Annotated in this window: 14 protein-coding genes; 8 read left to right on the forward strand and 6 right to left on the reverse strand. The window is 67.7% G+C overall.

What is annotated here, in order from left to right:
- Positions 1 to 7 precede the first annotated feature (7 nt).
- Positions 8 to 757 carry a class I SAM-dependent methyltransferase gene (locus tag LQZ85_RS06130; protein ID WP_056277992.1) on the reverse strand — a complete coding sequence of 250 codons (750 nt, stop codon included), beginning with the start codon at positions 755 to 757 and terminating at the stop codon, positions 8 to 10.
- 59 nt (positions 758 to 816) lie between these two features.
- Between LQZ85_RS06130 and LQZ85_RS06135 the strand changes: the two genes are divergently transcribed.
- Together LQZ85_RS06135 and LQZ85_RS06140 are read left to right on the forward strand one after the other, a co-directional pair.
- Positions 817 to 1,410: an exonuclease domain-containing protein gene (locus LQZ85_RS06135; protein WP_056277988.1), complete on the forward strand. Its 594-nt coding sequence runs from the start codon at positions 817 to 819 to the stop codon at positions 1,408 to 1,410.
- A gap of 44 nt (positions 1,411 to 1,454) precedes the next feature.
- Positions 1,455 to 2,807 carry a DNA recombination protein RmuC gene (locus tag LQZ85_RS06140; RefSeq protein ID WP_230100692.1) on the forward strand — a complete coding sequence of 451 codons (1,353 nt, stop codon included), beginning with the start codon at positions 1,455 to 1,457 and terminating at the stop codon, positions 2,805 to 2,807.
- 2 nt (positions 2,808 to 2,809) lie between these two features.
- Here LQZ85_RS06140 and LQZ85_RS06145 read toward each other — a convergent pair whose 3' ends face one another.
- Positions 2,810 to 3,106, reverse strand: coding sequence for a hypothetical protein (locus tag LQZ85_RS06145; protein WP_056277984.1), 297 nt, complete (start codon positions 3,104 to 3,106; stop codon positions 2,810 to 2,812).
- A gap of 170 nt (positions 3,107 to 3,276) precedes the next feature.
- The gene (glpX, locus tag LQZ85_RS06150) at positions 3,277 to 4,263 is read right to left on the reverse strand and encodes a class II fructose-bisphosphatase (RefSeq protein ID WP_053095530.1); all 987 of its coding nucleotides are present in this window, start codon (positions 4,261 to 4,263) and stop codon (positions 3,277 to 3,279) included.
- Positions 4,264 to 4,446: 183 nt separating this feature from the next.
- Between glpX and fbaA the strand changes: the two genes are divergently transcribed.
- Positions 4,447 to 5,475 (forward strand): class II fructose-bisphosphate aldolase, encoded by a 1,029-nt coding sequence (gene fbaA / locus LQZ85_RS06155; protein ID WP_056277981.1) that lies wholly within the window; start codon positions 4,447 to 4,449, stop codon positions 5,473 to 5,475.
- A 62-nt stretch (positions 5,476 to 5,537) separates the two neighbouring features.
- On the opposite strand, the gene LQZ85_RS06160 is transcribed toward fbaA, so the two are convergent.
- The 3 genes from LQZ85_RS06160 to LQZ85_RS06170 all read right to left on the reverse strand — a co-directional run bounded on the left by LQZ85_RS06160 (position 5,538) and on the right by LQZ85_RS06170 (position 8,221).
- A complete protein-coding gene (locus LQZ85_RS06160; protein WP_056277979.1) occupies positions 5,538 to 6,071 on the reverse strand; it encodes a DUF6264 family protein in 534 nt (177 codons plus the stop codon).
- Positions 6,072 to 6,347: 276 nt separating this feature from the next.
- On the reverse strand, positions 6,348 to 7,139 hold the full coding sequence (locus LQZ85_RS06165; protein ID WP_056277976.1) for an IclR family transcriptional regulator: 792 nt from the start codon (positions 7,137 to 7,139) through the stop codon (positions 6,348 to 6,350).
- Between the two features lie 2 nt (positions 7,140 to 7,141).
- The gene (locus LQZ85_RS06170) at positions 7,142 to 8,221 is read right to left on the reverse strand and encodes a 4-hydroxy-3-methylbut-2-enyl diphosphate reductase (protein WP_230100672.1); all 1,080 of its coding nucleotides are present in this window, start codon (positions 8,219 to 8,221) and stop codon (positions 7,142 to 7,144) included.
- Positions 8,222 to 8,275: 54 nt separating this feature from the next.
- On the opposite strand from LQZ85_RS06170, the gene xseA reads away from it, so the two are divergent.
- The 5 genes from xseA to LQZ85_RS06195 are packed head-to-tail and all read left to right on the forward strand — an operon-like array spanning position 8,276 to position 12,581.
- Positions 8,276 to 9,568, forward strand: coding sequence for an exodeoxyribonuclease VII large subunit (xseA, locus tag LQZ85_RS06175; RefSeq protein ID WP_230100673.1), 1,293 nt, complete (start codon positions 8,276 to 8,278; stop codon positions 9,566 to 9,568).
- A 31-nt stretch (positions 9,569 to 9,599) separates the two neighbouring features.
- Positions 9,600 to 9,839, forward strand: a complete 240-nt coding sequence (locus LQZ85_RS06180) for an exodeoxyribonuclease VII small subunit (RefSeq protein WP_053095525.1) — start codon at positions 9,600 to 9,602, stop codon at positions 9,837 to 9,839.
- Positions 9,836 to 10,474 (forward strand): DUF4245 family protein, encoded by a 639-nt coding sequence (locus tag LQZ85_RS06185; protein ID WP_053095524.1) that lies wholly within the window; start codon positions 9,836 to 9,838, stop codon positions 10,472 to 10,474. Before LQZ85_RS06180 ends, LQZ85_RS06185 begins: the two co-directional genes overlap by 4 nt.
- 5 nt (positions 10,475 to 10,479) lie before the next feature.
- Entirely contained in the window at positions 10,480 to 11,169 is a 690-nt protein-coding gene (locus LQZ85_RS06190; RefSeq protein WP_053095523.1) for a carbonic anhydrase, read from the forward strand.
- Positions 11,166 to 12,581, forward strand: a complete 1,416-nt coding sequence (locus LQZ85_RS06195; protein ID WP_053095522.1) for a class II fumarate hydratase — start codon at positions 11,166 to 11,168, stop codon at positions 12,579 to 12,581. Before LQZ85_RS06190 ends, LQZ85_RS06195 begins: the two co-directional genes overlap by 4 nt.
- Positions 12,582 to 12,649: the final 68 nt, after the last annotated feature.

The following is a 12,649-nucleotide window of genomic DNA, read 5'->3' on the forward strand; positions in this document are numbered from 1 at the left end:
GTCGGCGTCAGGCTCGCACGGCGCGGAATGCGTGCGTCACGTAGGGCAGGTCGATCGTCCCCTCACCGTCAAGTCCGAGCTCGTCGAACAGCACGTCCATCTGCCGTGTGATCTCTGAGCGTTCGTCGTTCGACGCCGCGATCAGGTAGCTGCGCGAGCGCGCCATCTGATGCAACTGCGTCCGGTTCATCGCCCGGGTCCACTCCCACTGCTGCTTCTCGATCCCCGTGAAGGGGGCCTCGATGCGCGGGCCGTCGGAGCCGGGTCCGTTGACCATGTCCTCCGCCGGACTGCTGTGCATGATGTCAGTGAGACGGCGCACCCAGTCCGCGCGTTCGTCGCGGATGTTCCAGATCAGCCCCAGCACTCCCCCGGTGCGGACGACTCGTCCGAGTTCGAGGGACGCCGCAGACGGCTCGACCCAGTGCCAGGCCTGACCCAGCACGGCGGCGTCGAGGCTGGCGTCGGGCAGCGGCATCCGTTCGGCTGTTCCCTGGAAAGTCGGAACACCGGGAACGCTGCGCCGCAGTGTCGCGAGCATGGCGGCGTCCGGATCCACGGCGACGACCTCGGCATCCGCGGCCTGCGCGAGCACACGTGTGAGCTTTCCGGTGCCCGCGCCCACGTCGGCGATGCGACGGGAGCCGTGAGGCATCGGATCGAGCATCCACGACACGGCCTCGAAGGGATACTCGGGTCTTCCCGCCTCGTAGTTCGCGGCCTCGGCGCCGAAGGATGTCGCTCGGTCGGTACTCATGTCGCCAGCCTACGGCGCGTCATCCTGGAGCGTCTCGGATGCCGGGAGAGAGTGGGGATGTGCCACTGGATTTCACCGCAATCGACTTCGAGACGGCGAACTCCAGCCCCGCCTCGGCCTGCTCCGTCGGCCTCGTGCGGGTGCGCGACGGCAGGATCGTCGCCACCGCCGGATGGTTGATCCGCCCGCCCGCCGGTCACGACGAGTTCCAGGAGTGGAACACCAAGATCCACGGCATCCGCGCCCACGACGTGATCGACGCGGCCACCTGGGCCGATCAGTTCGACCGCCTGTGCGCCTTCGCCGGCGCCGACGTGCTCGTGGCGCACAACGCGGGCTTCGACCTCAACGTGCTCCGCCGGGCGTCCGAGGCCACCGGCGGCGACTGCCCGCCGTATCGCTCGCTGTGCAGCCTGCAGGTGGCTCGCAAGACCTACGACATCGAGTCGTACCGACTCCCGAAGGCCGCAGAGGCTGCGGGCTTCACCGGCTTCTCGCACCATGACGCGCTTGCGGACGCGCTCGCGTGCGCCCACATCATCATCGACGCCGCTCGCCGACACGGCGCGTCCGACGTCTTCTCCCTGGCGGATGCATTGTCGCTGCGAGTGACCGAGCCGGTCCTCGCCACCCCGGAGCGCGCGGTCGCCTGAGTCGCACCGGACGAATGTCCGTGGCCGAGCGCATCATGGAGCACATGGATGCTCTCACGCTCGTTCTTCTCCTGGTCGCGCTCGCGGCCGGCGCCGCCGTGGGGTGGTTCCTCCGCGGATCGCGCGGAGCAGCAGACCTCGCTCGCGCCGAGGCCGAGCTCGCCGCAGCTCGAGACGATCGCGACCGACAGTACGACCTGTATCGGGATGCCGTCGAGCACGCGAGGCTCGAGCAGCGCGCCGAGGCGCAGCGGGTGCAGCAGCAGAATGCGGTGCTCACCGCTCTCGCTCCCGTGCGCGAGAGTCTCCAGCAGATGCAGCAGAAGGTCTCGGCGATCGAGCAGGAGCGTCATGCGCAGTTCGGATCGCTCGCGGAGCAGCTCAGGCGCGCGCAGGAGTCCGACGAGGCGTTGCGCTCGACGACCGAGTCGCTCGCCGGAGCACTGCGCTCGACCGCCACACGAGGGGTCTGGGGTGAGACGCAGCTGCGACGGGTCGTCGAGGCCGCAGGGCTGATCCGACACGTCGACTTCGATCTGCAGTCCAGCATCTCGTCAGACCGGGGTCAGGGACGGCCCGACATGGTGATCCGTCTCGCCGGCGGCACATCGATCGCGGTCGACGCCAAGGTTCCGCTCGATGCATACCTCGAGGCATCGGCACTGCCGATCGGGGACGCGCATGAGACACAGCGTCGCTCCCACATGCAGAAGCACGTGAAGGCCGTTCGCGCGCACGTGGACGCACTCGCGAAGAAGGCGTACTGGACGGGCCTCGACGCCAGTCCTGAGTTCGTCATCTGCTTCCTGCCGAGCGAGTCGCTGCTCGCCGCAGCCATCGACGAAGACCCGACGCTGCTGGACTACGCATTCACGAAGAAGGTGGCGCTCGCGTCCCCGGTGAATCTGTGGGCCGTGCTCAAGACCGTGGCCTACAGCTGGACGCAGCAAGAGGTGTCGACCGAGGCGCGCGCGCTGCTGAATCTCGGCACCCAGCTCTACGACCGACTCGGCGTCCTCGCGGGGCATGCCGACGATCTGCGCCGCGCACTCGAGCGCACGGTCGACAGCTACAACAGATTCGCGGGTTCGCTCGAGAGCCGTGTGCTCGTGACGGCCAGGCAGTTCCCCGGAATCAGCGCGTCGACGCTCGACTCCGCCCCACCGGCGATCACCGCGCAGACGCGACGCTTCACCTCGGCAGAGCTCATGAGCGGCTCCGGTGCGGAGATCGGCTCCGAGCTCCGCATCCCCCATGCTGCTGACGATGCGTCCGCTGCGCCGGGTACGTCGATCCAGGCCGATGTCGGAGACGTTCGCGGCCGGGTCAGCGACGACGAATCGGCGAACTTGGATTCGGCATCCCGACAGGTCGAGGCGGAAGAGCCCCGCCGCTGAGATCAGGCGACGCCCGGTACGCCGCTGAGCAGCAGGATCACGAGGCCACTGGTCACGACGAAAGCTCCGACCATCCACCAGGAGCTGATCTCGTGCCCCTCGTCGAGGCGCTTGCGGAACAGCACGTCCGCACGTCGAGCGGGATCTGAGACAGCCGTCTTGACGACAGGCGCCGCCGGAGTCGCGATCGGCAGAGGCACTCCGGCCTCGTCGACGTTGATCCGCATGATCCGGCCGGTCGGCGTCGTCACGATCTTGGTCGGCGTGGCCTGGGAACCATTCGTGTGCTGCGTTGTCATCGGTCTGCCCTCCTGTGCCTGCGGTGCCTGGCGGCTCCGTCGACGGCGACAAATCCAGTGTCAATTGTCACACGAACGCACGAGAAAGCTCGGCTCAGCACCGCACAGGCGGTACCGGGTCGGTAACGATGAGGGGCCCGTTCCCGACTCGCGCTCTCAGGTCACGGCAGTCAGAGCCACTTCGAGACGAGGTGCTCCGAGGCGATCCGGCGAAGGGTTCCCGAGGCACCGCGCAGCACGACGCTCTCGGTGTAGATGTAGCCGCCCTCGCGTCGGACGCCGGCCACCAGCTGGCCGTCCGTGACGCCAGTGGCGACGAAGATCGTGTTGTCCCCGCGCACGAGATCGTCGGCCTCGTAGACCTTGTCCATGTCGAGGCCGGCGTCGATTCCGCGCTGGCGCTCATCGTCGTCGCGAGGCCAGAGACGCCCCTGGATGTGACCGCCGAGAGCCTTGATCGCACACGCCGTCACGATTCCCTCGGGGCTGCCGCCCACCCCGACGCACATGTCGGTTCGGGCCGCGTGACGCGCCGCGTTGATCCCGCCGGCGACGTCGCCGTCGCTCATGAGTCGCGTCCCGGCACCGGCATCCCGGATCTCCTGGATCAGCTGCTCGTGACGCGGACGGTTCAGCACCGAGACGACGATCTCGTCCACCGGCTTGCCGAGAGCCCCCGCGAGCTTGCGGATGTTCTCGCCGATCGGCAGGCGGATGTCGACCACTCCGACACCGGCAGGGCCCGTGACGAGCTTGTCCATATAGAAGACGCTGGACGCGTCGAGCATCGATCCGCGATCGGAGACGGCGATGACGGAGAGCGCATTCTGACGTCCTGCTGCGGTCAGCGAGGTGCCATCGATCGGGTCGACCGCGATGTCGCACTCCGGGCCGCTGCCGGTGCCGACCTCTTCGCCGTTGAAGAGCATCGGAGCATTGTCCTTCTCGCCCTCACCGATGACCACTCGCCCCTGAAAGGCCACTGTCCCGAGGAAGGCACGCATCGCATCGACGGCGGCGCCGTCCGCCGCCTCCTTCGCGCCACGACCGATGAACGGAACGGCGCGGATGGCGGCTGCTTCAGTGGCCCGCACCAGCTCCATCGCGAGGTTTCGATCGGGACGAAGGGGGCTGAGATCCGCTGTAAGACTAACCATGCGGTCAGCCTAACCAGTGTGAACGTCTGAAACGGCAGTTTTCGGTCGAGCGACGACGAAGGAATCCCGATTCTTAACACACGGGTAGGAGGGCGTGCTCGCCCGGTCACCGCCGACAGCATCGGGCAGTCAGCCCCGATAGAGTGACTGCTGTCCCGGCTTCCCCAAATCGCAGGAGTTCTCATGCCCGTCGCCACCCCGGATCAGTACGCCGAAATGCTCGACCGCGCGAAGGCCGGCGGCTTCGCGTACCCGGCTTTCAACGTCTCGAGCTCGCAGACCATCAACTCGGTCCTCCAGGGCCTGACCGAGGCAGGTTCCGACGGAATCATCCAGGTCACCACCGGCGGCGCCGACTACTTCGCCGGCCACACGGTCAAGGCCCGCGCGACCGGCGCACTCGCCTTCGCGCGCTTCGCGACCGAGGTCGCGAAGAACTACCCGATCACCGTCGCGCTGCACACCGACCACTGCCCGAAGGATGCTCTCGCCGGCTTCGTCGAGCCGCTGATCTCCGCCTCCGAAGACGAGGTCAAGGCGGGACGCAACCCGATCTTCCAGTCCCACATGTGGGACGGCTCGGCCGTGCCGCTCGCGGAGAACATCGAGATCGCCAAGGATCTCCTGCCCCGCATGAAGAACATCAACGCCATCCTCGAGGTCGAGATCGGCGTCGTCGGCGGCGAGGAAGACGGTGTGGCGCACGAGGGATCCAACGATGCCCTCTACACGACGTTCGCGGACGTCGACCAGGCCGTACAGGCGCTCGGTCTCGGCGAGCAGGGGCGCTACATCGCAGCCCTCACGTTCGGCAACGTCCACGGCGTCTACAAGCCGGGCGGAGTGAAGCTGCGTCCCGAGCTCCTCGGAGAGATCCAGCAGCAGGTCGCCGAGAAGTACAACACCGGCGCGAAGCCGCTCGACCTCGTCTTCCACGGCGGTTCTGGTTCGACCGATGAGGAGATCGCCCTCGCGGTGGCCAACGGCGTCATCAAGATGAACATCGACACCGACACGCAGTACGCCTACACGCGCGCCATCGCGGACTACATGTTCAAGAACTACGACGGTGTGCTCAAGGTCGACGGCGAGGTCGGCAACAAGAAGCAGTATGACCCGCGCGCCTGGGGCAAGATCGCGGAGACGGCCATGGCCGCTCGCGTCGTCGAGTCCACGCGCCAGCTCGGCTCGTACGGCCAGTCCCAGAGCTGATCCAGCCTGACAACGCAGATGCCCCCGACCGAACGGCCGGGGGCATCTCCTGTTTCACGGGGTCATCCACCCGCCGTCTTGGCGACGAAGTCGATGAACGCCGGGTCGTTCATCAGCGGAATCGCGGCGCATACAGACGCCACGAGCAGGGTCACGGCCGCACCGACCAGCGGAACCCACCACGAGAGCTTGCCGGCGCGCAGGCGTCGGATCGACAGGAAAGCGGTGAGCGACCAGCCCACGGCGAGCACTATCGCCGCGACGGTGCCCCAGATCCGGCCCTCAGCGAAGTTGGTGAACTCGCCGTCCACGCCGAGCACCGTCATCATCTGATTCATCGCGGTGGAGAAGTCGAGGTATGACAGTCCTGTCATCACGACATTGATCAGCCCGTAGGCGAGCAGTGCGATGGTCACGAAGCGATCGACGGGACGCGGACGAGCCGCTGCCGATGCGGACGGGACTCGGTCACCGGGAGCGTTCTCGGTCCCGCTCACATCCACAGCCGGCACCTCGCCCAGCGGCGGCAGCCCTGCTGCCCTCCGCTGCTCTTCGAGGGTCGCGATTTCGCCGTACTGAGGACGCTGATCGGTCATTCGGCCATGGTATCCGCCCGGTCTCTGCACGACTCACAGACTGCGGGCGTCAAAAGAATGGCGGCCCCGGAGGAGTGGGGACTCCTCGGGGCCGCGGACTCGGAACGCTGGGGACGCTCGTCATCCAAGTGGGGTGAGGAACGCTGGGGACATTCCTCCACCTGTAGCGCCGATTGCACAGACGACTACACCTCACATGTTAGGAAAGCGCGTGCCCGAGCACCAGAGGCACTTCTTCAGATAGTGAAGAGCATCAGACGGGCGACACATGCTGCGTCAGATCGGCGTCGCCAGACGGGCTGCGCCGCCGCCCAGAGCGTCCGCCCCCAACTGCATGGACAACCGCCTCGCCACGAGCTTGAGCTTCCCGAGCAGGCCGCGATCGAAGCGCGGGTGTCCCACAGGAAGCGAGACGGCGAGTGAGGCTCTGACGCTCGGGGCGATCACGGGAACGGCGATGCAGGTGTTGCCGATGGCATACTCCTCGCGGTCCACGGCGAATCCCGGAGAGCGGTCGAGCTCCGCGATCAGCGCACGCCGGTCACTGATCGTGCGAGACGTGAGTTCCTCCAGCGGATGCCGCGAGAGATAGTCGTCACGCTCCTCTCCGCTCAGATCGCTGAGGATCTGCTTGCCGAGCGCCGTGGCATGCGCGCTCGAATCCAGACCCACCCACAGATCGAGCCGAGGACTGCGCGGGGCATCCACGATGTCGATGAGGTGCACTTCGCCGTCCTGATAGCGGGACAGGTATGCGGAAGCACCCACCTCGTCGGCGGTCTGACGCAGGGCCATGCGGACGTGCGCGAAGAATACGCCCCCGGCGTCGGACTGCAGCCGGAAGGCGGGGAAGTTCTCACCGAGGACCAGACCGTCGGGCTCGCTCACGAGATACCCCTCATGCACCAGTGTGCGCACGAGGTTGTAGGTCGTGCCCGGGGTGAGGCCGGTTCGCATGGCGAGAGTCTTGACCGGCACCGGGCGCGGAGAGTTCGCGACCATGTCGACGAGTCGGAGCGCGCGCTGCACCGAGCCGATCAGCGTCGGCGCCGCCTCTGTGGCGGCCACCGTCAGGCGTTCCCGCTGGAGGAACGGCCTCCCAGCGCACGCGCGTCTCGCTGACCCGCGGCATCCTGTCGCAGCTCCTTGGGCAGGGAGAACATGAGGTCCTCCTCCGCCGTCTTGACCTCTTCGACGTCGCGGTAACCCGCTCCGTCGAGTGCGTCGAGGACCTCACGAACCAGCACCTCGGGCACGGAGGCGCCGGAGGTGACACCGACCGTCGCAACGCCGTCGAGCCACTCCTGCTTGACCTCTTCGGCGTAGTCCACGCGATAGGCGGCCTTCGCGCCGTATTCGAGCGCGACCTCGACGAGGCGCACCGAATTCGACGAGTTCGAGGAACCGACGACGATCACGAGGTCGGCGTTCGCCGCGACCTTCTTGATGGCGACCTGGCGGTTCTGCGTGGCGTAGCAGATGTCATCGGACGGCGGATTGTGCATCTCGGGGAACCGGGCCCGCAGTCGGTTCACGGTCTCCATGGTCTCGTCGACCGAGAGCGTGGTCTGCGAGAGCCAGACCACCTTCGAGGGGTCCTTCACCTGCACGGTGTCGGCTTCGGCGGGCGAGTTCACGATGGTCACATGCTCGGGAGCCTCTCCCGCAGTGCCCTCGACCTCCTCGTGCCCCTCGTGGCCGATGAGCAGGATCTCGAAATCGTCGCGGGCGAAACGCACTGCCTCGCGGTGAACCTTGGTGACCAGCGGGCAGGTCGCGTCGATGGCGTGCAGGCCGCGGTCCGACGCCGCCTCGACGACCGCGGGCGAGACTCCGTGCGCACTGAAGACGACGTGAGCGCCCTCGGGAACCTCGTCGACCTCCTCGACGAAGATCGCGCCCTTCTCCTCGAGCTCGGTGACGACATGGATGTTGTGCACGATCTGCTTGCGCACGTAGACCGGCGCGCCGTAGCGCTCGAGCGCCTTCTCGACGGCGACCACAGCCCGGTCGACGCCGGCGCAGTATCCGCGCGGAGCGGCGAGCAGAACACGCTTGTTCCCGACGACCGGGTTATCCTGAAGCCGCCCGGCCGCCCCACGTACTCGGGGGATGCGCGGCAGAGGCAGATGAACGGCAGTCGAGGTCACCCTTGAATTCTACCGCCGAGAACCTGAGCAGGAGCGGGAAGGGGCACCGAGCGCATGACGGTCTTCGAAGCATCGACGCGTCCTGGCGAGACTCCGCCGGCGGATGCGGTCGCCCCGCGCGACTCCTCGGCCGACGCACCGACCTCGGTCGCACGCCTGAACGCGACGATCCGCGACTTCGTGGCGCGCTGGAACACGGTGTGGGTCGAAGGCGAGATCACCTCCTGGAACGTGCGCGGGGGCAACATCTTCGCCCGGCTCAAGGACACCCGCTCCGACGCGCAGATCTCCATCAGGATCTGGTCGAGTGTGCGCCCGCGGATCCCCGGCGATCTGGCTGTCGGCGACCATGTCGTCGCCGCCGTCAAGGCCGACTACTTCGTCAAGGCCGGCGATTTCAGCTTCGCCGTCTCGGCGATGAAGCACGTGGGCCTCGGCGATCAGCTGGAGAAGCTGGAGAAGCTGCGACTGCAGCTGCGCCAGGAGGGCCTGTTCGACGCGTCGCGCAAGAAGCGCCTCCCGTTCCTCCCGCACGTGATCGGCCTGATCACGGGAGAGAAGTCGGATGCCGAGAAGGACGTGCACCGCAACGCCGAGTTGCGTTGGCCCCAGGTGCGCTTCCGCACGGAGTATGCGGCTGTTCAGGGCGACCGGTGCGTCCCCGAGACCCTCGCCGCTCTGGCACGACTGGACACCGACCCGGATGTCGACGTGATCGTCATCGCCCGCGGCGGCGGCGATCCGCAGACGCTGCTCGGATTCAGTGACGAACGACTCGTCCGGGCTGTGGCCGCGGCAACGACTCCGATCGTCAGCGCGATCGGACACGAGAACGATCATCCGCTTCTGGACGACGTGGCCGACCTGCGCGCATCGACTCCGACGGATGCCGCGAAGCGCGTCGTACCCGACGTCAGCGAGCAGCGGGCGCTGATCGCGCAGCTGCGATCCCGAGCCACGACCCGACTGACGCAGCGGCTGTCGCACGACATCGCACAGCTCGAGCAGCTGCGGTCCCGTCCCTCGCTGCGCTCCCCCGACCCGATCATCGAGTCGCGTTCTCAGGACGTGTGGCTGCTGCTTTCGCGGGGACGCGACACGATCACCCGTCAGCACGATGCGGCCGGCCGTGCGACGAGCGAGCTGCGAGCCTCACTGCGGGCACTCTCCCCCGCGGCCACGCTGTCGCGCGGCTATGCGATCGCCCATCTCGAGGGCGGAGTGATCCTCCGCGACGCCGCCGACGCTCCGGCCGGCAGCAGCCTGACGATCACGGTCGACCGCGGCTCCGTCGCGGCCCGTTCCGAGGGCGAGATCGCGGAAGCACCGGTGCCCCGCTCCGGATGAGCGGGTCCCGCGCACCGCGTAGGATGGAGGCGTGAGTGCGCCGAACGACACCCCTGTGGACACGCTGTCATTCGAGGCCGCTCGCGATGAGCTCGTGAAGGTCGTCTCCGAGCTCGAACAGGGCGCTCCGACCCTCGAGCAGTCGCTCGCTCTCTGGGAGCGCGGCGAGGCCCTGGCGGCCCGCTGTGAGGAATGGCTGCTCGGCGCCAAGCGTCGCCTCGAGGCCGCCCGTGCGACGTCGACCGGTGCCGCCGACGGAGACGACTCATGAGCAAGCCCGCTCCCATCGTCGCCGAACTGGGCCGGCCGGAGACCCCCGAAGAGACGGCGGCCCGCAAGGCCGCGTCGAGCAAGGCCTATCGCTCGAGCCAGACGGTGCGCAGCCTGGTGGCCGCTCTGATCGTCACGCTGGCCATCGTCACGGTGATCGTGCTCGCAGTTCCCCGTGGCGAACCCGCGACCGCCCAGAAGATCGACGTGGTCGGCGTAGCCGCGGACGTGGAGTCCACCATGGATCGCCCGGTGATCGTGCCCGACCTGGCCGACTTCTGGAGAGTCAACACGGCCGAGCTCACGAGCGGCGCGACGACGGTCTGGGATGTCACCCTCGCCCCGTCAGCCGAGGATGAGCGCGGATTCATCAAGCTGGCACAGGCCTTCGACGCCGACGCAGCCTGGGCCCCGCAGCGCCTCAACGGAACCGCGCCGACGGACACGACGTCGATCGGCGGGCTGGAGTGGGACGTCTACGACCTCGGCGATGCCGGTGCGAAGCAGAACATCACCTATGCGATCGGCACCCAGGCGGGTGACGACTACCTGCTGCTCTACGGCTCACGCTCCGCCGACTCCACCGCCGAGCTCGCCGAGTCCCTCGTCCCCCAGATCCGCGACCTCTCGGAGTAGCCCTCATGACAGACACGCTCACGCCCGCCGCCGCCTGGAAGCAGATGCAGGAGGGCAACCAGCGATTCGTCGATGACGCCCCGCGGCACCCGAATCAGGATGTCGCCCGACGCAAGCACCTGGCTGCGGCGCAGCATCCTGTCGCCACCCTGTTCGGATGCTCCGACTCCCGGCTGGCCGCGGAGATCATCTTCGACCTGGGGCTCGGCGACCTGTTCGTCGTCCGCAATGCCGGTCAGGTGATCGGCGAGTCGATCGTCGCGAGCCTCGAGTACGCGGTCGCGGTGCTGAACGTCCCCCTGATCGTCGTGCTCGCACACGACTCGTGCGGTGCTGTGCGCGCCGCCATCGACGGCACCGCGATCGACGCGGCGCCGCTGCCGCCGCACATCTGGAAGCTCATCGCACCGATCGTGCCTGCGGCCCGGAAGGTGCTCGTCGAGAGTGGCGGGACCACGGTCGCCGAGATCGACGCCGACCTGGTCGGCCAGGAGCACCTGCGCAACACGGTCCGCGACCTGCTGCAGTCGTCCGAGGTGATCTCCCACGCCGTCGCCGAGGGTCGTCTGGGCATCGTCGGCGCCAACTACCGTCTGGCCGAGGGAACCGCGATTCCCGTCATCACGGTCGGACTCGACACAGACGGAAACGACACCGAGGGGCACAGCCCCGCAACCAAGGAGGGTTCGGAATGACCGACCAGCACAGCGGCGCAGACGCGCAGGGCTACCGCATCGAGCACGACACGATGGGCGAGGTGCGTGTTCCCGTGAACGCCCTCTACGGCGCACAGACGCAGCGCGCCGTCGAGAACTTCCCGATCTCGGGCAAGGGCCTCGAATCCACGCAGATCGCCGCCCTCGCGCGCATCAAGAAGGCCGCCGCGCTCGCGAACAAGGAGCTGGGCACGCTCGATGGGGCCATCGCGGACGCGATCGCCCAGGCCGCCGACGAGGTCGCATCCGGTGCACATGACGGCGAGTTCCCCGTCGACACCTACCAGACGGGCTCCGGCACGTCGTCGAACATGAACATGAACGAGGTGCTCGCGACGCTCGCGACGCGCATCCTCGGTGCGGATGTGCACCCGAACGACCATGTGAACGCCTCGCAGTCGTCGAACGACGTGTTCCCGACCTCGGTGCACATCGCTGTCACGCAGGCGCTCATCGACACCCTCATCCCCGCGCTCGACCACCTCGCCGTCGCCTTCGAGGCGAAGGCCGAGCTGTGGAAGGACGCGGTGAAGTCGGGTCGCACGCACCTCATGGACGCCACGCCCGTCACCCTGGGCCAGGAGTTCGGCGGCTACGCCCGTCAGATGCGCCTCGGCATCGAGCGCGTGCAGTCGGCGCTCCCCCGCGTCGCCGAGGTCCCGCTCGGTGGCACCGCCACCGGCACCGGCATCAACACCCCGCTCGGATTCCCGCAGAAGGTCATCGAGCTGCTCGCAGCCGAGACCGAGCTTCCGATCACCGAGGCCAAGGATCACTTCGAGGCACAGGCCAACCGCGACGGTCTCGTCGAGGCGTCCGGTGCGCTGCGCACGATCGCCGTCTCGCTGACCAAGATCAACAACGACCTGCGCTGGATGGGCTCCGGCCCCAACACCGGACTCGGCGAACTGCACATCCCCGACCTGCAGCCGGGTTCCTCGATCATGCCCGGAAAGGTGAACCCGGTCGTCCCCGAGGCCGTGCTGATGGTGTGCGCACGAGTGATCGGCAACGACGCGACCGTCGCCTGGGCCGGAGCATCCGGCTCGTTCGAGCTCAACGTCGCGATCCCGGTCATGGGCACCGCCGTTCTCGAGTCGATCCGTCTGCTCGCCAACGCCTCGCGCGTGCTCGCCGACAAGACCGTCGACGGACTGCAGGCGAACCTCGACCGCGCGGCGGCTTTCGCCGGAATGAGCCCGTCGATCGTCACCCCGCTCAACAAGCTCATCGGCTACGAGGCTGCGGCGAAGATCGCCAAGCACTCGGTCGCGAAGGGCATCACGGTGCGCGACGCCGTGATCGACCTCGGCTATGTCGAGCGCGGGGACCTGACGCTCGAGCAGCTCGACGAGAAGCTCGACCTGCTGTCGATGACCCACCCGGGTTGATCACCGGATACTGACACGACGGATGCCGCAGGGACTTGTTCCCTGCGGCATCCGTCGTCTCTGCCCCC

Source organism: Microbacterium sp. Bi98 (assembly GCF_918698045.1).
Classification (GTDB): Bacteria; Actinomycetota; Actinomycetes; order Actinomycetales; family Microbacteriaceae; genus Microbacterium.

Bases quoted from the DNA above. Each gene is read 5' to 3' on its own strand.
- LQZ85_RS06130 (WP_056277992.1), bottom strand. From the start codon at position 757: ATGAGTACCGACCGAGCGACATCCTTCGGCGCCGAGGCCGCGAACTAC.
- LQZ85_RS06140 (WP_230100692.1), top strand. From the start codon at position 1,455: ATGGATGCTCTCACGCTCGTTCTTCTCCTGGTCGCGCTCGCGGCCGGC.
- LQZ85_RS06145 (WP_056277984.1), bottom strand. From the start codon at position 3,106: ATGACAACGCAGCACACGAATGGTTCCCAGGCCACGCCGACCAAGATC.
- glpX (WP_053095530.1), bottom strand. From the start codon at position 4,263: ATGGTTAGTCTTACAGCGGATCTCAGCCCCCTTCGTCCCGATCGAAAC.
- fbaA (WP_056277981.1), top strand. From the start codon at position 4,447: ATGCCCGTCGCCACCCCGGATCAGTACGCCGAAATGCTCGACCGCGCG.
- LQZ85_RS06160 (WP_056277979.1), bottom strand. From the start codon at position 6,071: ATGACCGATCAGCGTCCTCAGTACGGCGAAATCGCGACCCTCGAAGAG.
- xseA (WP_230100673.1), top strand. From the start codon at position 8,276: ATGACGGTCTTCGAAGCATCGACGCGTCCTGGCGAGACTCCGCCGGCG.
- LQZ85_RS06185 (WP_053095524.1), top strand. From the start codon at position 9,836: ATGAGCAAGCCCGCTCCCATCGTCGCCGAACTGGGCCGGCCGGAGACC.
- LQZ85_RS06190 (WP_053095523.1), top strand. From the start codon at position 10,480: ATGACAGACACGCTCACGCCCGCCGCCGCCTGGAAGCAGATGCAGGAG.
- LQZ85_RS06195 (WP_053095522.1), top strand. From the start codon at position 11,166: ATGACCGACCAGCACAGCGGCGCAGACGCGCAGGGCTACCGCATCGAG.